This window comes from Chitinophaga sp. (assembly GCF_039596155.1).
GTDB lineage: Bacteria > Bacteroidota > Bacteroidia > Chitinophagales > Chitinophagaceae > Chitinophaga.
The window spans coordinates 406,915-426,930 of the sequence record NZ_JBCNKF010000001.1 but is presented as its reverse complement, the minus strand read 5'-3'; the positions used below and the strand labels follow the sequence as shown (position 1 = coordinate 426,930).

At 44.1% G+C, this 20,016-nt stretch carries 22 protein-coding genes and 1 pseudogene; 15 read left to right on the top strand and 8 right to left on the bottom strand.

Annotated elements, in window-relative coordinates; genetic code table 11:
• Positions 1-60 precede the first annotated feature (60 nt).
• The 5 genes from ABDW33_RS01705 to ABDW33_RS01685 all read left to right on the top strand — a co-directional run bounded on the left by ABDW33_RS01705 (position 61) and on the right by ABDW33_RS01685 (position 6,177).
• Positions 61-681, top strand: coding sequence for an NAD(P)H-binding protein (locus ABDW33_RS01705; protein ID WP_343688338.1), 621 nt, complete (start codon positions 61-63; stop codon positions 679-681).
• Between the two features lie 243 nt (positions 682-924).
• Positions 925-3,174, top strand: coding sequence for a hypothetical protein (locus ABDW33_RS01700; RefSeq protein ID WP_343688337.1), 2,250 nt, complete (start codon positions 925-927; stop codon positions 3,172-3,174).
• A gap of 122 nt (positions 3,175-3,296) precedes the next feature.
• The gene (locus tag ABDW33_RS01695; protein ID WP_343688336.1) at positions 3,297-3,974 is read left to right on the top strand and encodes a hypothetical protein; all 678 of its coding nucleotides are present in this window, start codon (positions 3,297-3,299) and stop codon (positions 3,972-3,974) included.
• A 241-nt stretch (positions 3,975-4,215) separates the two neighbouring features.
• The gene (locus tag ABDW33_RS01690) at positions 4,216-5,190 is read left to right on the top strand and encodes a 5,10-methylenetetrahydrofolate reductase (RefSeq protein ID WP_343688335.1); all 975 of its coding nucleotides are present in this window, start codon (positions 4,216-4,218) and stop codon (positions 5,188-5,190) included.
• Positions 5,191-5,295: 105 nt separating this feature from the next.
• Complete coding sequence (locus tag ABDW33_RS01685) at positions 5,296-6,177, top strand: phosphate ABC transporter substrate-binding protein (RefSeq protein WP_343688334.1); 882 nt, start codon at positions 5,296-5,298, stop codon at positions 6,175-6,177.
• 135 nt (positions 6,178-6,312) lie between these two features.
• Here ABDW33_RS01685 and ABDW33_RS01680 read toward each other — a convergent pair whose 3' ends face one another.
• The gene (locus ABDW33_RS01680) at positions 6,313-6,726 is read right to left on the bottom strand and encodes a hypothetical protein (protein WP_343688333.1); all 414 of its coding nucleotides are present in this window, start codon (positions 6,724-6,726) and stop codon (positions 6,313-6,315) included.
• A 205-nt stretch (positions 6,727-6,931) separates the two neighbouring features.
• Here ABDW33_RS01680 and ABDW33_RS01675 point away from each other — a divergent pair, with 205 nt between their 5' ends.
• On the top strand, positions 6,932-7,432 hold the full coding sequence (locus ABDW33_RS01675; protein WP_343688332.1) for a YcxB family protein: 501 nt from the start codon (positions 6,932-6,934) through the stop codon (positions 7,430-7,432).
• Positions 7,433-7,440: 8 nt separating this feature from the next.
• Here ABDW33_RS01675 and ABDW33_RS01670 read toward each other — a convergent pair whose 3' ends face one another.
• From ABDW33_RS01670 to ABDW33_RS01655, 4 genes and pseudogenes are all read right to left on the bottom strand, one after another.
• Positions 7,441-7,965, bottom strand: a complete 525-nt coding sequence (locus ABDW33_RS01670) for a hypothetical protein (protein ID WP_343688331.1) — start codon at positions 7,963-7,965, stop codon at positions 7,441-7,443.
• Between the two features lie 187 nt (positions 7,966-8,152).
• Entirely contained in the window at positions 8,153-9,268 is a 1,116-nt protein-coding gene (locus tag ABDW33_RS01665) for a DUF692 family multinuclear iron-containing protein (RefSeq protein WP_343688330.1), read from the bottom strand.
• A gap of 24 nt (positions 9,269-9,292) precedes the next feature.
• Positions 9,293-9,472, bottom strand: coding sequence for a Vmc-like lipoprotein signal peptide domain-containing protein (locus ABDW33_RS01660; protein ID WP_343688329.1), 180 nt, complete (start codon positions 9,470-9,472; stop codon positions 9,293-9,295).
• Between the two features lie 117 nt (positions 9,473-9,589).
• Positions 9,590-9,715 (bottom strand): annotated as a pseudogene (locus ABDW33_RS01655) (FAD-dependent oxidoreductase); the annotation flags it as partial.
• A 190-nt stretch (positions 9,716-9,905) separates the two neighbouring features.
• Between ABDW33_RS01655 and ABDW33_RS01650 the strand changes: the two are divergent.
• Positions 9,906-10,106, top strand: a complete 201-nt coding sequence (locus tag ABDW33_RS01650) for a hypothetical protein (protein WP_343688328.1) — start codon at positions 9,906-9,908, stop codon at positions 10,104-10,106.
• A gap of 152 nt (positions 10,107-10,258) precedes the next feature.
• Here ABDW33_RS01650 and ABDW33_RS01645 read toward each other — a convergent pair whose 3' ends face one another.
• Positions 10,259-11,485, bottom strand: coding sequence for an MFS transporter (locus ABDW33_RS01645; protein WP_343688327.1), 1,227 nt, complete (start codon positions 11,483-11,485; stop codon positions 10,259-10,261).
• A gap of 540 nt (positions 11,486-12,025) precedes the next feature.
• Between ABDW33_RS01645 and ABDW33_RS01640 the strand changes: the two genes are divergently transcribed.
• The 5 genes from ABDW33_RS01640 (at position 12,026) to ABDW33_RS01620 (ending at position 15,136) form a co-directional block, all read left to right on the top strand.
• Entirely contained in the window at positions 12,026-12,367 is a 342-nt protein-coding gene (locus ABDW33_RS01640) for a chorismate mutase (RefSeq protein WP_343688326.1), read from the top strand.
• 273 nt (positions 12,368-12,640) lie between these two features.
• Positions 12,641-13,228 (top strand): Crp/Fnr family transcriptional regulator, encoded by a 588-nt coding sequence (locus ABDW33_RS01635; protein ID WP_343688325.1) that lies wholly within the window; start codon positions 12,641-12,643, stop codon positions 13,226-13,228.
• Between the two features lie 56 nt (positions 13,229-13,284).
• Positions 13,285-14,202, top strand: coding sequence for an NAD-dependent epimerase/dehydratase family protein (locus tag ABDW33_RS01630; protein WP_343688324.1), 918 nt, complete (start codon positions 13,285-13,287; stop codon positions 14,200-14,202).
• Positions 14,203-14,303: 101 nt separating this feature from the next.
• Positions 14,304-14,747 carry an Lrp/AsnC family transcriptional regulator gene (locus ABDW33_RS01625; RefSeq protein ID WP_343688323.1) on the top strand — a complete coding sequence of 148 codons (444 nt, stop codon included), beginning with the start codon at positions 14,304-14,306 and terminating at the stop codon, positions 14,745-14,747.
• Positions 14,744-15,136, top strand: coding sequence for a hypothetical protein (locus ABDW33_RS01620; RefSeq protein ID WP_343688322.1), 393 nt, complete (start codon positions 14,744-14,746; stop codon positions 15,134-15,136). The genes ABDW33_RS01625 and ABDW33_RS01620 overlap by 4 nt, the downstream gene beginning before the upstream one ends.
• A gap of 206 nt (positions 15,137-15,342) precedes the next feature.
• Here ABDW33_RS01620 and ABDW33_RS01615 read toward each other — a convergent pair whose 3' ends face one another.
• The gene (locus ABDW33_RS01615; RefSeq protein ID WP_343688321.1) at positions 15,343-16,575 is read right to left on the bottom strand and encodes a sodium:proton antiporter; all 1,233 of its coding nucleotides are present in this window, start codon (positions 16,573-16,575) and stop codon (positions 15,343-15,345) included.
• A gap of 15 nt (positions 16,576-16,590) precedes the next feature.
• Between ABDW33_RS01615 and ABDW33_RS01610 the strand changes: the two genes are divergently transcribed.
• Together ABDW33_RS01610 and ABDW33_RS01605 are read left to right on the top strand one after the other, a co-directional pair.
• On the top strand, positions 16,591-17,214 hold the full coding sequence (locus tag ABDW33_RS01610) for a hypothetical protein (protein ID WP_343688320.1): 624 nt from the start codon (positions 16,591-16,593) through the stop codon (positions 17,212-17,214).
• A gap of 81 nt (positions 17,215-17,295) precedes the next feature.
• Entirely contained in the window at positions 17,296-18,648 is a 1,353-nt protein-coding gene (locus tag ABDW33_RS01605; protein WP_343688319.1) for a hypothetical protein, read from the top strand.
• Between the two features lie 18 nt (positions 18,649-18,666).
• Here the strand turns inward: ABDW33_RS01605 and ABDW33_RS01600 are convergent, their stop codons facing one another.
• Positions 18,667-19,098, bottom strand: coding sequence for a carboxymuconolactone decarboxylase family protein (locus tag ABDW33_RS01600; protein WP_343688318.1), 432 nt, complete (start codon positions 19,096-19,098; stop codon positions 18,667-18,669).
• Here ABDW33_RS01600 and ABDW33_RS01595 point away from each other — a divergent pair.
• A complete protein-coding gene (locus ABDW33_RS01595; protein ID WP_343688317.1) occupies positions 19,097-19,996 on the top strand; it encodes an AraC family transcriptional regulator in 900 nt (299 codons plus the stop codon). The two genes, ABDW33_RS01600 and ABDW33_RS01595, sit on opposite strands and share 2 nt — an antisense overlap.
• Positions 19,997-20,016: the final 20 nt, after the last annotated feature.

The window sequence follows — 20,016 nt, the reverse complement described above, 5'->3', positions numbered from 1 at the left end:
CATTTTTGCCTGCAAATCCCGTAGGCACGTTATTCTTTACTCAAATATCAACAGGAAATTATGAAAATAGCTATCATAGGTGGTACTGGTAAATCCGGTCAATATCTCGTTCAACAACTTCGTCAACAAAACTTCTCTTTAAGATTACTCGTCCGTCACCAGGCACATTATGACCCATCCATACAGGTCATACAAGGTGATGCAAGAGACCTGGCTACTGTCAGGACACTTATAACCGGCGCAGATGCCGTTATCAGCACCATTGGACAAAGAGGCAATGATCTGCCTGTATTCAGCGCGGCCACTGCCAATATCATCCAGGCCATGCAGGAAGCTCATATTTCCCGCTATATCGTCACTACAGGACTCAGCGTGCATACACCAGCAGATCAAAAGAGCCCCTGGGTTGTGCAGGCCACCAGGTGGATGTATGCTAACTACCCGGATACTACCCGCGATAAACAAACAGAATACGAACTGCTGCTAGCTACCCGCCTGGATTGGACTATGATTCGCCTGCCGCTTATTGAGCTCACCAGTGCAGCTCCGGGTGTGACCGCAAGCCTGACAGACTGCCCATCCAATAAGATCAGCGCGACCAGTCTGGCAGCATTTATCACAGACCAGTTGCAGGACAATACTTTCTACAGCGCAGCACCATTTGTCGCGAACGAAGTATAATCATTTCGAAACAGTTATTTAACCAACAGCACGGGAACGAATACCTCCATCTCCCGAGGTTGAAATTAAAAGAGGTGGTCTTAAAAGTAAATGTTCCCCGATTTTACCCGGGTCCCTGGCTGTAAGGTCTTTCGTATACACCTTGTCCGAAACTTTCAGCTCACTTTTAAGACCACCTCTATCGAAAACATTATAATATATTAATTGCTTAACATATCTTTATCGCGACCCTAATTCATTAAAATGGAAAAACCCAACACAGTCCCTGCCAATGCGCAGTGGAATCCGGAAGACAATCAATGGGACCTCGGACAATACAATCAGGCAGGTGTTAAAACCGGCATCTGGCAATCCTGGCATGTAGAAGGACATCTTTGCGGAACAATTGATTACAAAGACGGCACCCCGCCTTTTACTTTTAAACGCTTCCATCCCGACGGTACAGTTGCACAGGAAGGCAACTGGTATGGAGGTAATTACTGGCTGGGCACCTATCGCTGGACGAAAAGCGAACATCCCACATCAGAACCTTTTCCCGGGGGAGCCTCCGAACAACTATGGATCGTAGAATTCGTTTACGTCAGGGAAGGAATTTACCATGAACAGCGCTATTTCAACAAAGCCGGTCAACCAGTCACCGCCACAGGTAATCCATTGCCCGCACGCCCCGCAAATGTACCGGCACGCGCTCATTTCGGAGACAGACAGGCTCGCTGGATCATGGGAGAAGTGGATGTACAAAAAAGAAGATATGTAGGCCAGTACAATGAATGGGATGTAAATGGCCTGCCCACAACCATGTTGGTATTTGATCCGGAAACCGGCGATCAGGTAGAAGAACATCAGTTCAAACAAGGGAAACTATGGTTATCAAATAAAAAAGGCCCCGGAGACCAGTCTTTGAAAAGTTTTTATTATGATAATGTTGAACCGGCAGCCGTTAAAAACAACGTACTGTATACGAATGGATATCGTCATGAAACGCATTCCTTCTTTTCGCCAACAGGTGAATTACTATATAGCATACGTAATGAAGACCTGGGAACAGGATTGCATAAAAAAAGATACTATAATGATACCCTCATTTTCGAAAGTATTCAAACAGCCGATCATGACCAACCACCCATCAGTGTACATTATTATTACCCGGACGGCGCTGTAATTATCGACTATCAGTCAAATAAAGATGGAACAGGCAACTGGCACCTGTATGAACCAGATGGAAAACTGGCAGTCACCCTGCCTGTGCCAGAGGAAAAAGATTATAATGAATTCATCGGCTGGCAGATTTTCCTGACCTTCGATCTGGATACCAACACTACTACGCATGAATGGAAATTGATGAAAGAAAAATTCATGAGCAGGTATACTATGGAAGTGATTGAACAGCAGGTGAATAATTTAGCTGTACCAGGTTTCCTGCAGGTTGAACTGGACAAAACTGACTGGCAGCAAATTGATGCAGCTATGGGTGGTAGTAAACATCTTCCAAAGTACATCAATGGATTACTGGTAGAAGACCATTCAATTGCAGAGAGTTGCCTGGGCGATTTATGGATGCAGATTGAGCACCAGGGTAGTGTATATTCATCTACCTATACCGTAGGAAACATCATTGCCACCTGTCTCCCTCATTATGCAACGTCCCCGGTTATTCAATCCCGGTTAGTGCAGTTGCTCTTTGATATTGTGGCACTGCCTAATATTCATGACTACCCGGATCTTTATAAACAACTGGCCACTTCGTTGACAGGTTTAACACCACTGTTTTCAACGAACGCCGACAGTGAAGATGATACCATTGCTACCCAGGCATTGTACCTGCTTTTGCATGTCGGCACAGTGCATATAGAGGTCGTGGATTACTTCAAAAAGGTATTTGAAAATACCGCGTATTCCGCTTTCAGAAGAAGCTATGCGGTATTTCTACTTGGCCAGCTTTACCTGCGAAATGGAGATGGGAACAGGCTGATAGACGAACTGGCCCCCGCACTGGATACGACCAAGGAACCTATGATACGGGTGGTGATGCTGATTCATTTAGTAACAGCTGCCAGGGAGGAAGCAGCTGCATCCTGGAATAATGAATTACTCCGGTGCCTGGCTGCACCTGAAGAACTTACCAGTGCATTTCGCAGATTGCAGACCTTGACAGGAGGTTATGACCTGCAGGATTATATACTAATGCTTTTCAGATATGCCAATCCGTTAATGCTGGAGGATAATATCGGTCCGATCATAGCGATGCTGCCACAGGTACATAAGGTGAAACAGGAAACGCTGTTACATACAATATTAAGTGTGTTATTCCCGGAACCATCTTCGAAAGATGATATCACCCCCTTACGTCAGCAAGCACTGTTAGCTGCCGCAGCTGCGATTGATACGGAGATTGTTGATGTGAATCTCACCGGACTACTGCATGATTATGGATTGCCGGCTACTACAGCTGAATTAAGAGAACTAGCCGGTAGTACAGTCGCCAGCAATTAATCAGGACGTTTGTTATTTATCCGGAATGGGGACAACAGATAACGAAAAATAAGCCATGGAACAACTAAACAAGTTTTAAAATCACCGGGCTTGATGAATGCTATTATTTATATCTTTTTACAATGAATACAAATTTTAACCTGTTTGCGAAAATAGCCTCGCGTTCTTTTTTAGCGTGGATCAGTATTGTTATTCCCGGTATCATTCTTTCGATCATCGGATTGATCATGGCCATTTACCTGTTGGGAAACCATCCTGGATATGCCGGCGCAAGAGCTGGCGGTATGGGGGCTTTGCTGGCACTATTCGTTCTATTTACTGTTGCATTCTGGTCGTCTTTATTGCTGGTATTTTCAATTGCGGGATTCGTGCTATTCCCCTCTATGGCTTCCGGTTATACACTGAAAAAAACTATCTTTTTAGTGTGGGAAAATAAACTGGGCGACTTCTTTATTGGGAAAATCAGCAGCTATCTCGACAAAGTATTATTACGTATCGCTCCTCTGGAAGGTGCTTCAGATGCCACCCTTAAAAAACAGTCCCTCCGGGAGTTGAAACTGGAAGTGAAAAAAGACGGAGATACAAACCGATTACAGAAGCGGTTGCTGAATTTTCTCCTGAAGAAAATAAGACTGGAAGATATTGACTGGCATGCACCCAGGGAGAAGATTAAAAGTGAGATCCTTGCAAGGTGCAAAGCATACGTCGGAGAGAAATTACTTCCTTCCAGATTGTGGATCAGGTTGGCAATGATCCTGCCGGTAATATTAATGATATTGGCGTTCATATACGAGCGCTGACTGATAGGCCGGGGCGTTTGCCCCGGCTTTTTTATCCGGATTACGTGACTTACACTGATAGCATAAAAACAGGTCATCCACCCCTGCCTCATTGGTACTGTAAAGGCCTGCTGGTTTTCAATCCTTTATAAACCATCCTACTCAATAAATAAAAATTCTAAAAAAATCGACTTTCCTAGTATATTTACATAAAATCTCACTTTTTTCCAGAAAAATAGCAGAACTTAAGTATACTATCAACGTGAAAGGGACTTTACAACATAAAATAGCAGCGGGAAAATCAGGTATTGTATTCTACAGCCTTACGCCACCAAAGATCACTACCGAAAGTGAAAAAGTTACCGTCATTGCCGGCAACCAGATCGAGCGTTTAAAAAACCTCGACATCGACGGCCTGATATTATATGATATCCAGGACGAAGCACTTAGAACCGACAAAGAGCGCCCTTTTTCGTTCATTCCCACTATTTCACCTGAAGTATACAGCAAGGAGCTGCTGGCTACCCTCCCGGTGCCTAAAATCATTTATAAAAGCATTGCGAACCATACCAGGGAAATGTTTGCAGACTGGTTATCACGAAACACCGATCTGGAAGCGACTGTATTTGTAGGTGCTTCTTCACAGCAACAGGTACAGGCTACGAACTTCTCCCTGTCCGACGCCTACCAGGTTAAAAAGGAAATGGGCCTCGATATCCTTCTGGGCGGTGTCACCATCCCCGAACGCCACACCAGGAAAGGTGATGAACACCTGAGGATGTTCAGTAAAATGGAGCATGGCTGTAATTTCTTCGTATCTCAGTGTATCTACAATATCAATGAGACCAAGAATGTAATGTCCGACTACCACTACCACGCCATGACGAATAATACACGCCCTGTACCGGTCATCTTCACGCTTACACCTTGCGGATCACTGAAAACCCTGCAATTCATGGAATGGCTGGGCATAGAGGTACCAAAGTGGGTGTATAACGATCTTAAATATTCAAAAGATATCCTCCAATCCTCTATCTATACAGCCACCAACATAGCAGGAGAGATTCTTAACTACGCAACCACCAAAAACCTGCCTGTCGGGTTCAATATCGAAAGCGTATCCAATAAGAAAGACGAAATCATGGCAGCTCACGAAATCCTGGAGAATGTGTTGCATATGGTAAAGCCCCTGAAGACTGAGGTAAACGAAAGCAAGCGGGCAATGCCGGCTTACTAAATCAAACTTAACCTTATTTTCATATATATTTTTTCTCTATTCTCTGTTTCAGATCTACCTTGCGGGCCTTAAGTGGACAGAAAGTAAACGAAACATAGAAAATAGATGAAAAGAATCACCCTGCTTATGATGAGCGCTGCCCTTTGGAGTGCCTGTAACAGTAACCATGAAAGTAAAAACCAATCAGTTGTTGATAGCCTGAAAGCAAAACCTGCTACATCCCGGGTAAATGTGCTGAAACTATCTGGTAGCACAACTATTGCCCCACTGGCACAGAAAGTTGCCGGGTACTTCCGCATGCAGAATGATAGTTTTGATATCATTGTTACTGAAGGTGGCAGTAGCGTAGGCATCGCTGACCTTGAAAAAGGCACGACAGATATTGCCATGTCATCCCGCGATATGAATGAGGCTGAACGTAGAAAATTTACAGAAACGAATCACCCGGTCACAGAGGTAAAGATTGCTGACGATGCCCTGGCAGTAGTGATACATCCGGGTGCCGGCGTGGAAAAGATCACCAGGGAACAACTTGAAAAAGTATTCTCAGGAGAGGTAACCAACTGGAAGCAACTGGGTGGGAAAGACATTAAGATCATGCTCATTTCGAGAGAGAGCAGCTCCGGTACATACGAATTCTTCAAGGAAGCTGTTATGAAAAAGAAAGAATTCACCACATTAGCCATGTTCGAGCATACCAATGGTGCTGTTATCAACAAAGTAAGCAACACAATAGGTGGAGTTGGCTACGTAGGCCTGGCCTTTATCAATGATAAAGTAAAAGCACTGCCGGTATGTTTCGATGGCAAAAACTACATTGCGCCAGACATTAAGCATGTAAAATCGAAGACCTATCCACTCGCACGTCCGTTGTTCTTTATCTATCAGAATACCAGCGCTGCAAAAGTGAAAACCTTTGTAGATTACCTGCTTTCGGCCGATGGACAAAAAGAAGTAGAAGCAATCGGATACGTATCCATTAAATAATATAAAAAAAGCCGGGATGCACTTCCGGCCTTTTTTATATATCACAAATAAGTAAAAGCTAAATTTTTCAGACAGGCTACAAAAAGCAGGCTATCACCTGCCCAAAGCAATGTTCGGGCAGGTGTGCTAATGCGTTTATAAAGCCTCTTGATTCACAGCACCTTGATTTCTCTGTCTGGTAATCTTCTGTAAACTGATGTTTTCGCAAATAGCGTACACTGCATAAAAGCCCATCAGTATAAAAATTGTAATTCTGCTGGTATGTGCTCTGTTGACAACGGCATAAATCGTGATACCTGCCAGGCAAAGCATCATCCTGCTGATCATTGCACCGTATACCCGAAGCATAAATACACTGTTGCTTTCGGCTTGTACACCTTTACGGCTCATGTTGTAAGTAAATGCTGAAAGGCCAGCTAAAGCAAGATTGCCAAAAAGTAATACATTGTGATGTACTCCATTGTCTAATAACCATGCTTTTAAACCTAATAAAGTGGCATTCAATAAAATAAATAGTCCGATGACTCTAAAGTAGAATCTGTCACTCATTTCTCTGTTGGGATCTTTGATAATTATTCGAAAATTCGGCCGCGAAATTACTACGAAAGCTAAAAAAGACAAAACGATATAGGATAAAAATCATAAAAACACCTGATATCTGACATTTCTTTTACATCCGGAATAGCAGCGCCCGCTGGAAGTATATTATGTAAAATGAGTATATTGAGTGAAAATCAGCACTCACCAGTATATCATGAAGAGCCTCCTATCCATTAGCTTTAAGATCACCCGACGCGAATATGCCAGATACCTGCTTGCCTATTTTTATAGAAGACCTATAACGATTATCCTGGGTGTTGCCGGACTTTACTCACTGATTATGCCAGCTTTAGTAGATTATGGTATGATTGGAAATTTTAATAAAGGCTTTTATTTTTCAATTCCGTATGCGTTATTCCTCTTGTTCTATCCGCTGTTAATGACGGGATTAGTTGTATTACAACGATCCAGGAACGCGTTCCTGAAGCAGGAAATGCTATACGAATTTGATGAAACAGGTGTACATATAAAAGGAGAAGATTTCACCAGTGACCTCGCATGGTCACATATCAAAGAAGTGAAGGAGATGGCCGGATTCCTGATCTTAAAACCGTCGAGACGTGAGGGTTACCTGGTAAAAAAGAATGTATTGGGCAACGATGAGATCACTTATATTAAGGAAAAAATAGCTGCTGCAAAAGGTAAAGGTGAATAAATAAGCAACTACTTACTCACCCTGTCATACGTCGCCAGGGGACTATATTCTGCTCCTGTCAGGGGCATGATCACAAAAAATGCAATTGTACTCCCATAATCAACAAATAACAACTGATCCTCCTTGTTCCGCGCTAACAGCAATCTCCTGGTATTCAGTGTCCAGATCAATGGCCCCACCGGCCAATCCGTTTTTGTTCGCCGGCTGATCACGATGAAATCGCCCTTGATCTTATATTTAAATGATTTGGTGGCAATAAGTGTATCACTGGCATAAAGCCCCATTGTTATCTGCTTTTTTGATACAGTGCTGATCTTCACTGTCTCCCCTCTCCCATTATGCATACCTGGTTTGTCCTGGCTAAATGTATTCCACAGGGAAGTCTTGCCGTCCCGGGCCAGATCATCATAACTTCCGACAATAGTCAGTTGATTACTATCCGACCTAATCGGGGCTACAAATGCAGACTGGCTGGCAGCAGGGCCTTTACAGGCGGGTAACAGGAACAGGAACAGATATTTTATGTATTTCATAGTTATACTAAATATAACCAAAAAGACATTGCCCCAAAAGCAATTCTGCCGGACTTCACTGCACGAAAGTTGTCTCCCATTGTTTCATAATTTAATAAAAGTATCTGGGTGATCGCTTCAGCGATGTAGGAGGAGTGTGTTTCTGAGCGCAGGTAAAATACCCTTCTTGTGAATACAAAAACAACTTTCATTTCTTCCACTTCCGCGCAATTTTAACCGCAGTTTCGATCATATAAGGTTCCCATTGTTCAATTCTCCAATCAGAACTGGCCAACGATGATTGAGCGAGTAAAAGCATGGCAGCATCATAGGATTCCGCCGTTTCCAATATAGCTGAAAGTTCCAGCTGTTGGGCATACAGCGTGAGATCTTCTGCTACAGGTCCTGTAGGAAGGGATAACGATGGCAGGAAGAGATAGTCGGCACGATCCTCATCAGCCCGGGATACGATCTCCTGCATATGCAGGAAGTCATTGTAGAACGCTGCTCTGCTGCTATCAGATGAAAGACCGGTACCTAGTTGTTCCAGCACAACATATTTCAGATGCGGACATTTGGGTATCGTTAATTCGAGTAACTGAAAAACCTCCGGCGGGACCGCTTCATCATGTGTATCTCTTCTGATACTGCGATCAGGAGAGGCGGCAGAATCATCCCAGCTACCGCCGGAGATGTGGATCTCACGAACCTTATCCAGGGGATAGAGAGCGATCAGCTCATCGAAAGCCAGGTCGAAGTTCCGGAGCTGGCAATACAGATTGTGCAGATCCAGAATAATAAATCCATTCACGGGCGCCAGCAGCTGGTCCAGGAATACACCGTGCCGCTTCACCTCATCCAGTGAATAAGAGAATGCCAGGTTCTCCAGACCTACAGGACGTCCACAGGCATGGTAAATCCTTTTGAGCCTGTCTCTGCCAATGTTGAGTGTAGAAGCAGAATAAGGGATATTTAACGGGGCGCCATGATGAAAATCCCGGCCAGTCATGAAGCCAAAGTGTTCCGTAATATGGTCGAATGTGAACTCGGTGGCCGTTTGCCGTAAGTGAGAAAGCCATGCTTCCTGCTCGGGCAACCACTTTCCTGAAAACAGGGAAAAGAAAACCCCATGACCTATCAGGCGATTCTCATCGCTAAAAGCGGTCAGCAGGTCCCTGAACCAGTCAGGCACTTCCTTTACCTTATGTAAAGCATCGAACGACCATTCTATGGCATCTACCCTGGATTCTTCCATCAGGGGCAGACATGCCGCAAGGATATTTGCGTCCAGGTTACAGGCTACAGCAGATAATATTCTTGGCACCGGTTAAATATCAGTTTTCATGTATCAACCCATTCCACAGGCAGGACAGTCGCCGAGTTGCTGTGTTGGCTTGGATTCATTTTTCTTGTTGGCCTGATCTGTTTTTTTAGGTTTGGCCTGTTCGTCTTTTTTGCATGAAACGGCAGTTGTCTGAACGGCGATACCGATCACGATGGCGCTAAGGAGCGATTTTGATAGCTTCATTCCATTGGAATTTTAAGAGATAATGATTGTCCCACTACAGCTACAAGTCAGGATATATCTTGGGTGTTGTCGCCTATTAAACGAGACAGCCGCCAGAAAAGTTACAACGATTGAAAAACCACCCCAGATCCTGGCCTGCGGATCTTTGTCCCTTTCATAAACGATGACGTCCATACCCTGCTGCTGAAGTAAAACTGCCATTGTCAGGCCAACGGGACCTGCGCCGAGAATTGCTATTTTCATCCGTGCGTTGTTTTAATTACAGCACAAAGTTCCGGCATCAATGAGAGACAAAATAGCTACCTTTGACTCAAAAATAGTCGTATCAGACTTTTATCGTGAAGGTGCCTGAAACACTTGCGCAACTTCAGCGAAAAACCGGACAGGAGAGAAAAACGGACAAAGCCGAATAGCCGGTCTTAAATTTATAATTATGTACAACCCAAAATATCCAGCACCTGTAAAAGCCTACAGTATTAAAGAGCTGTCGGATATCTTAAAATGGCCTGAATGGTCATTGATCAGCTTTCTACAACAACACGTAGACAAAATAGGTGTGCCCCTGGAAGAAGCTGGCAAAAAGTACCATAAAAAGCAGATCAAAATTATATTCGATATGCTGCAGCCTGATTAGGATATATAAATGATGCTAATAGACAGATTCTTATATTATATCACAGCTTGTTGTGCAATTTCCGGGTAAGGCAAAAGGGAAAGAGACCATGGCCGGGGCGGATATGAATTTCTCCGGGAAAATCCGTTGCGCCGGGGCACCGGACATCAATTTTATCTGAGACTTGTAAACAACTCCCACAAATAAGGTAATCCCACAAACACCGATATCGACAAAATTCCGCCAATCATCCCCATTACGTGAAAATAAGCGACCCCTCTTCCAATCTCCCTTCCTTCCAGTTCCGAAAGCGCCAGTGTAATCAGGGACACCGACAATATCCCCGCTCCTACACTCCTTATTTCCATCACCAGGTCATTCATTTCCCCCGATAATGCTTTCAGCGACAAACACCAGGTAGTAATATACACCAATATCCCTATTGCGATCAAATACCGAATGGCCACACTTTTCCGCACTACCAACACAGTAGTGATCACCGCAACCACAACAGCGATCACAATCACCGGTAAGAAAACATGTTCATTGAATGTAAACAACGAATTGTGCAGAATAACCACTTGTCCCCCCGCGAAAAAAGAACTGATTATAATTAAAACCAATCCCTCCCTTAAATGAACATTCAATAACCTGAACTGTCGCCAGATAAAAAGTCCTATCCCTATTACACCCAACATTATTAACAATATCATCAGCCCCGAACTAAGTTCTCCCTCATACTGTCCTCTCTCCACTCCCACATACAAACATCCGGCACCTGCTATCAGCAAGCCCGTTGCCAGCCAGTCTTCCTGCTGCTCATAAATTCCCTTTCTCACAAATAAGCCTACTAGTATACCAGCTATAACACCCAAAGGAATATTCAGAAAAAATACAAAGGGCCAGCCAAAATTATCAACAATATACCCCGCTAACGGAGCTGCCGTTAACACGGCCGGATAAACTGCCGCGACCATCAACAACTGCACGGTAGCCCGATTTTTCACCGGCCAGCTTTCAGTAAGTATCGTATGCGACATCACCAGCATAGCCCCAATGCCCAGTCCCTGCATCCACCGCAAAATGATCAACATATTGAGCCGCGTAGCATTCCCGCAAAAGAAGGAACACAACACAAAGCACACAACCGCCCACAACAGGAAGTTCCTTCTGCCCAATTGAGACGATAGCCAGTTACATAATGGCATGATAACAAGGATCCCTAACCAGAACGCCGTCTCTGTTCGCGTGATTGCATTTAACGATACGCCCATGTTTCCTCGTATATCATTATAAGCAACATGCATAGCTACTAAATTAAATCCAACGATCACAAGACAACATATAGCCGCCAATGTGACTAACACCCGGCGAAACCCTGATTCAATATAACCTTCCATAGTTCTGATTCTTTTTATTCATATCCAGCACCTTAATATGACCGCGATACCTTCTTGTCCCCTTGTTACACGTTGTATAAGCTGGCATTAACAGGGTAATTTAGCTAATATTTCTAATTAGACATACGAGGTTTTAATCACAGGATGTCTTTCCTGCTTTTATCTACCTATTGTATCATGCACATTCATAACTTCCGTTATTGCTATTCCCGAACGTTCCGGAAAACAGCCCATCACCTCAGGTGCGCTACACAGCGTAATTGCATTTCCATCACCCGCTCCAACAAACCACCTTTCCCACTAATTACAAAACAACTGGCATGCAACAGCAAAAGCTGTTACAACACACGGCACGATCATTGAAAGAAATACATTTTCCTATTCAGTACACCTTCTAAAACGACGGCTGTCATCACTATTCGTATGCAGACAAGAAGTAATACTGGACATAATTTCCGCCGGAACCGGCAGATTCACCACCTGCTACCCACCAGTGGCATAGTAAATAACATTGATCCTCAATAACTACTAACATATATTATGAAAAAAAGGATCTTCTCTACGGTTTTCCTGGCAATGGGCCTGGTAGCCGCAAAGGCACAACAACAAGACACATTAAGTGTGAACAGGGCAAAAATTAACCAGTTGGACAAAGAAATCGTTCACCTTCTCGGTCAGAGAATGGAAGCCGCCAGGGCCATCGGCATCTACAAGCAGGCTCACAATATGGAAGTGCTGCAATCCAATCGCTTCAATGAAGTACTGCAAAAAGCAATAGAAGCCGGTAAGACAGAAGGCCTTTCAGAAGAGTTTATCAGATCGCTGTATGAAGCGATCCACAAAGAAAGTATCAGGCAACAGGAAGCCCTGAAGAAAAAGTAGAAAAAATGCGCCCTGATCTGCAGGGCGCATTTTTTTTCATCTGTACACCGGCTTTTTTACATTACCAATGTGTTAAATAATTATTACCCTGCAACCTGCACAAACCTGATTTTACCTTTTACATTATGCAGCACTTTCCGGTTATGGGATGCTTTTCATGGTAATACCTTCTTTATTTTTGCTATCTTGAATAAGTACCTGCTCTTATCAGATACGATTCCGACGGGCAGTTCGCTCAGGGGAACTGCAAAAAAGAGTAGGAAACAATAAATTATGTCAAACGAATTGATTTCGACAATGAGGAAAGAGGTAGTAATGCCGGATGATGAAGCCGCCTACATTCTTTCCTATTTCAAAGAACAACATTTTAAGCGGAATGTGACGTTACTACATGCCGGAGAAGTGTCTCATGAAGTATTCTTTGTTACGCAGGGAACCTTACACCAGTTTTACATAGATGAAGCCGGCAATGAACGGACCTGTAATTTTACCTTCGAGAATGAATTTGTAACCGACCTGGAAAGCTTCTCCAGGAAAACGGTGTCCTCTTCGACTATTAAGACCCTGGTTCCTACCACCTGTCTCACTATTTCCTGTGCAGAGCTGGTGCCTTTAATGCGGGAATCCCGTGCCCTGGGCGACTTTTTCCATGTACTGATAGAACGAATTGCCGCTGCCAGCATTCGCCGTACCAAGGCCCTGCTGTCGTCTACCCCCGAAAAACAGTTCCTGGACCTGCTGGAAGAAAAGCCTGAAATCATCCAGCGCGTTCCGCAGCGTTATATCGCGCAATACCTGGGTATTGCACCGGAGAGCCTGAGCCGGATCCGAAAGAGGCTGATTCCGGCTAAAAAACCTTAACCCGGATCATTATTTTTCACCTCCTGAGCGGGATACCTTTGCATAAACAAATTGATATGCAAACAATACTCGGATCTGGTGGTGCCATTGGTACCCCACTGGCAAAAGAACTGAAAGCCTATACAGATAAAATCCGCCTCGTAGCCCGTAAACCTGTGCAGGTAAATGGAGATGATGAACTGATGACTGCTGATCTGACCCAATCTGCCGATGTAGACCGCGCTGTAGCAGGGTCGGAAGTCGTATACCTCACCGTAGGCCTGGAATACAACATCAAAATATGGCGCCGTGACTGGCCGGTGATTATGCAGCATGTGATTGACGCCTGTCTGAAACACAATGCCCGCCTGGTATTCCTGGATAATGTATACATGTATGCCGATACAGAGATCCCGCACATGACGGAACACTCCACTATCGCACCTCCCAGCAAAAAAGGCCAGGTCAGGGCAGCCTTACATTATACCATCCTGCAGGCCATCCAGCAAAAGGGACTGCAGGCGCTGATCGCAAGAAGTGCAGATTTCTACGGTCCCGCGGTAAAAAACGGGATGCTGGCGATCACTGTAGAAGGCGAGTACAAAAAAGGTAAGAAAGCCTACTGGCAAATCGATGTCAATAAAGTACACACTTTCACCTACACGCCCGATGCCGCGAAAGGTACAGCCATATTAGGTAATACGCCCGATGCCTTCGGCCAGGTATGGCACTTGCCTACGTCTGCCGAAAAACTTACAGGTAAGGAGTTTATTGAAAAAGTAGCAGCCGCTATGCAGGTACAGCCAAGGTATTATATCCTGTCCCGGTTCATGATGGGATTAATGGGGCTTTTTATACCAATCGTCAGGGAGATCAAAGAGATGTCTTACCAATATGACAGGGATTATGTGTTCGACAGCAGCAAATTTGAAAAAAGGTTTAATTTCAAGCCAACTACTTACTCAGCAGGTATTGCGGCGAGAGTACGCAGCTAAGATTAAGCATATTATACAGATAAATTAAGATCCGCTCTGATATTACCTTAATTACCAAATTAAATAAAGCCTTTGCTACCTTTGTCCTACAATCATTCAACATGGACGCCTACGATAGCAAGATACTAAAGCTACTTATCCAAAACTCCCGGATTACGGGCGCGGACATCGCCAGAAAAATTAATCTCTCGCTGCCGGCGGTGACAGAAAGACTGCGAAAACTCGACCGTTCCGGGATTATTGACAAATACACCATCAGGGTGAACAGAGCTCAACTCTCGTTACAGTTAATGGCATACATCAATGTATGGATTGATCACACTAAGAACAATCCTGTAAAAGATCAGCTGATAGCCATGGAAGAAGTGTTGGAATGCCACCATGTAGCAGGCGATTATGATCTGCTGTTAAAAGTACTGGTGGCAGATACAGCCGCATTAGAAAAGCTACTGGTGGGTAAAATAAAGACAATTAAGGGAGTTACACGTACCACCACCACCATTATTCTCAGCAGTTATAAAGAGGAAATAAATACCGGCATATGACACTGATTGAACAATTTGAAAACTGCACCCTGCCTAAGGAAGAATGGACACATGAAAATCATTTTGTAATGGCATTCTGGTATTGTATCAAATATCCCCTACCGGAGGCTGTTCAAAGGATCAGTAATGGTATCAGGCAATATAACGAAAGTGTGGGAGGGCAAAATACGGCAGATACGGGGTATCATGAAACGATCACGTTGTTCTATACCAGTGTAATTGCTGATTACGTGATCACACATAAGATCAATACTTTTACTGCTGATATAGTAGCTGATTTCCTGCAACAGCCGTTTCTTAACAAGCAATTCATTACACGGTTTTACAGTGAGGCATACCTGATGAGCAAAGAGGCCCGGCTGCAATGGCAGGCGCCCGATAAAAGCTGATCACCTTGTACCTCCTATTTGCCTGTATTCACATACACACACATACCAACCCATTCTTGTTTTATTCACTGCATAACTATATTCTCCACCAACGCGCTCCTGCAAAATAAAAAAGCCATTGAAATTATCCCGCGTATCAGCCACATGCCTGGTATAAAAGTACCTGATACAGCAGCACAATTTCAATGGCCCGAAGACAGGGAAAATCACTTCACAAATCTGTTCACCACCCTGTTCAACGTCAATCCCTGTACTATTACAGAGAAGACAACAATGATATAACTAGCTGATAAGATTAATCGTTTATAAGGCGATTCCGGCAACGACAGCGCCAATGCGACAGATATACCTCCCCTCAGGCCGGCCCAGACCAGGATGGCTGTATTGTTAAAGTTAGTCTTCAATGACCTTCTCATTACCATAGAAGGTACTGCAATACTCACCCCTCTTGCAATCAACACAAACAATACCGCTACCAGCCCGATAAACCAGTAATGCCCGATAAATGGCATCACCACTATCTGCAAACCAATCATTACAAACAGGATGATATTCAGCAATTCATCTATCAGTTCCCAGAAACGGTGCAGGTAATCCTGCAACTCTTTATTACTCTTCGCTCCGATAGAAGAACTACCCAGGATCAAGCCAGCCGCCACTGCCGCCAGGGGTATAGATACGTGCAGTAAACTACCCAATACAGAAATCATCATCACCATTGAGATAGAAACCAGGACCGCTGTCTGGAATTCCTGGATCTTCTTGGTCAGATAACCGGTCACAAAAGCGGTACCCGCTCCCAACGCCAGACCTCCAAATACTTCCTTGGCAAATAATTCCGTGGCATGCGACATAGAGAAAGTCGCCTCCTGTGCTGCCACCTCTCCGATAGTTACAAACAAGATCAATCCTACACCATCATTCAGCAATGACTCGCCGGAAATGATCGTCTCCAGTGAAGAAGGTATTCTTGACTTCTTCAACACCGACATGACCGCTACCGGATCGGTCGGTGAGATCAATGCACCAAAAAGAAAACAGTATACCAATGGCAAATCAATGTGCAGTAATGTTGTCGTTATATCCAGCAGCAAACCAAAAATGATGGTAGAGCCGACCACACCAATTGTACTCAGCACCAATACCGGTCGCTTCTGCTCCTTCAATTTCTTGTATTCAAAATGAAATGCACTGGCAAATAAGAGAAAGGCTAACATAATATCCAGCAAGGTCTTCGTAAAATCAATGCTGCGGGTAAGCTCACGTATAAAATTGAACGCAAAGGGGAAAGCCTTACCTGTCACCAGTATAAAGATAGAGAGCAGGATAGAGACAAACATCACGCCAATAGCACCAGGCAGTTTGATGAATCTGAGATTAAGGTATGAAATCAACGCACTGATAGTGATCAAGGCCGCAATGAGTGTAAATGTATCCATTCAATTGTTCTTTTGATGAAGCGTTCAATATACGAAATTTTCCTTATCTTCCCTTGTGCTATGGATACAATTGACGTTATAAAGGGCTTCGGCGATGCATTTATTTTATTTCTTTTCCCATTGATTGGTCTCGCTATCGAAAGCCGTCTTCCACGCAGAACAGGCTATTGGATAATGGGCATATCCTTTATCTTAGTGATACCCATCTTTACGCCATGGCACTACATTTTTCCGTATGCTTACCGCACTTTGCTATTGATACTTTTCTCTACCGCATTTGCCATGACATTGCAATCTCCATCACGTAAAAAATCAAAAACTGCATTCAGTGTCGGACTCACAATTGTTTTATTTTTAGGCCTTGGTTTTATGCAGCTTGTTAATTTACTGATAGGTAGAAAAACAGTAGAAAAAACATGGCGCATTAAAAATTACAATGTGGAATATGCAGCTGACCAGGGGTTTACCGGCCAGCCAGTGATGCGTTACGAACTCAATCAATATGGCTTCCTTCCTATTTTTGTAAGAAATGTAGAGTCAGTTACAGAGAATGATACAATGACCAGTTGTACGATCCACTTTCCGGTAAATAAGATGCTTTTCAACAAATGTAATGGCTCACTGGAACGGATACCTTAATATTCATTTAAAAAAATAATCTACCTACTGGATTTAGTACCCCGAACGTTTATATGTATTCACCCACTACTACCCTATCCTATGGAACGAACTCCTTACTTCTCTGCCCGCCAGAGACTGACATTGAAAAGTTGCTGGATTCCTGGTATCATCATCGCCACAGCAGGCATCCTTTCCTGCCTCTTCATTCACTTCAAAATGGAATGCTTTAACAGTGCCGGACAGCAAGCCGTCTACGTATCCGCTCTCTTTACAGCCTTTAAATGGGCGGTGGCATTTAGCTGGGCCCCCATTGCCAACAAGGAGTATAAAAAGGCACTCCCGATCGCAGCCACCGTTGTTATCCTGTACCTTTCTTATATATACTTTGTAGACAGCATCTATTCGCATCTTCCTTCATGCATCGACACAACCTTCATCCTGGTTGTGTGGAGCTGTGTACAGGCTGCAGTGGTTTCCTTCATCACACGTAAACAGCATTTCTGGCAGATTGGCGTAGCCGCAGGTCTTATTATCTGTTACACCACAGCTACTTCAAACTCACCGGGGCCTGTTCACCTGTATGCCTTCAGCCTGCCTGATCTGCTCACTGACTTCTTTCTCCCATTCCTCGTCTATGGCTGGATGTACCTGGCAGAAAACTTTTTCAGTGATAAAAGTTATCAATACCTACTCAATTCAAAAATACAGGTACTGAGTGGGGAGGATTACCGCCTTCTTTATCCGTTGTCAGCACTTTCCTGCTGGATCATTATATTTCAGTCAGCCGGGTTACTAAGATCTCACGCCACCGGTTCTTCCGGTTATGATGGCGATAGTACTTTCCTGTCTCAGGCGCTCGTTACCAATGCCATCACCTTCATCATGGAAGTAAGTATCTTTTACATCACCGCTTCCCTCACCAGGAATATCGCCATGAGCAGAATGATGACCATTGCCAGCAACAATGGCTGGCTATATCTATTCCATTACCTGCCGCTGTTAAATATTATCATATGGATCATCTTCAGTAATCAACGAGCACTACACAAGACCCCAACTGAAAACGCAGTGTTCTATATCACCCGCCAGCACTCATCTATTTACAATTACCTGATCGGATTAGGTGCACTGGTCAGTCTCGGGGAAGTATACAACGCCTACCAGCACACCCGTTATCATTACGCAGGTGTGAACGGTTTTATCTTCCTCATCCTGTTTGCAAAGCTGGTTACCTATTTCTTCCTGGACAAAGGAAAAACCGTTATCATTACGCTGGTCGTACTCAGTTGCCTGGCCGCGCTTACCATGTTTATCGCCGCCACAGGCAGCGGCAACCTTCCCACTCCTTTATCGATGGCTACTGTACTGAGTTACTTCTTCCTTATAGAAATCTTCTCTCCTGAGTTAGGGAAAACAGATGCGGCCCAACTACCTGAGATATATACTGCATAAACATGGTATTGAAGACCATCAACCGATGTCCGTCAATACCATTCTCAATCTGTTCAAAGCCCCCATCAGGGCAATGCTGCTGGTCAGTTCCACGATCTCCCGCTGTGAGAAATGGTCTGCCAGCAATTGAGCATCCCCTTTCAGGGCAACTACTTCTTCTGCATATTGTAAGACTAACCTTTGCCGCAGTGTAAAGTCTGCGGCGTGCCTGAAACCCGGTACCTGATCTACTAAGTCCTGCGGCATCCCCATTTCCCTCAACTCCCCTGCATGAAAACGACAACAAAACGCGCATCCGTTGATTTGAGATACACGCAACTCTACTAATGCAATCAATAAAGGATCAATCCCCGATGTGCGAATACTTCCATGCGCCTGGTATAAGTGCCCGACTGTTTTCTTAGCAATCTCCTTGTAATCCATTTTCTTTTTCCACAAAGCTACTGGCATGCAAGTAATAAATTCAGTACTCAAACAGGATAAACCAGTATCCAACCAGGATGCTTACCTTTGCGATATGGAGCACATTAAAGACAACTTCTCCATCGAGGTACTGGAATGCACCCATTGGGAGGAGAGAAACCGAAAGAATAATTTCTTCGAACTGGTATACATCCTGAAAGGCCATGGTCAGCACATAGCCAATCATGTCCCCACCCCTTACCATCCGGAAGAAGTGTTCCTCCTTCCCGCTGCCAGATGTCATGCCTATAATGTAGCAGAGAAGACCACCTTTCTTTTCATTCGCTTTACTACTCATTACTTTTCACCCGGTCTTATCGACTATACCCAATGGATGAACCGAATCAACTTTATTCTAGCCAATCATGACTACTTGCCCGGTGAACTGGTCACTGATCCTGATGATAAAGTCCAGTTGAAAAGATTCCTCGACATCATTCTATACGAGCACAACAAAAAGGAGAGCTGTGGTCCGGCAATCATCCGCAATACACTTGTGTCTATTCTTGCCCTCATCAGCAGGAATATCCAAAAGAAAATACAAAACACCCGGTCATACAAAGATCAGCGCTTCACCCAACTCATAGAATACATTAATTACAATTTGCTCGCCCCTGAGAAGATCACTGTCAAACACCTCGCAGCGCAATTCCATATCCCTGCTTCTTATTTCAGTGAATACTTTTCCAGGAACGCTGCTGAGAACTTTCAGGACTACATCCTCCGCTCCAGGATCAGGATCGCTGCATCAAGGGCAAAATATACCGACGCTCCCTTCCGGGAGATCGCTTCAGATCTCGGTTTTACAGATAGCAGTCACCTCAATAAAGTGATGAAAAAATATACGGGTAAAAACATGCGTACTACGCGGCAGGAAATGATGTAGTGCAGTCAATGGGGCAACAA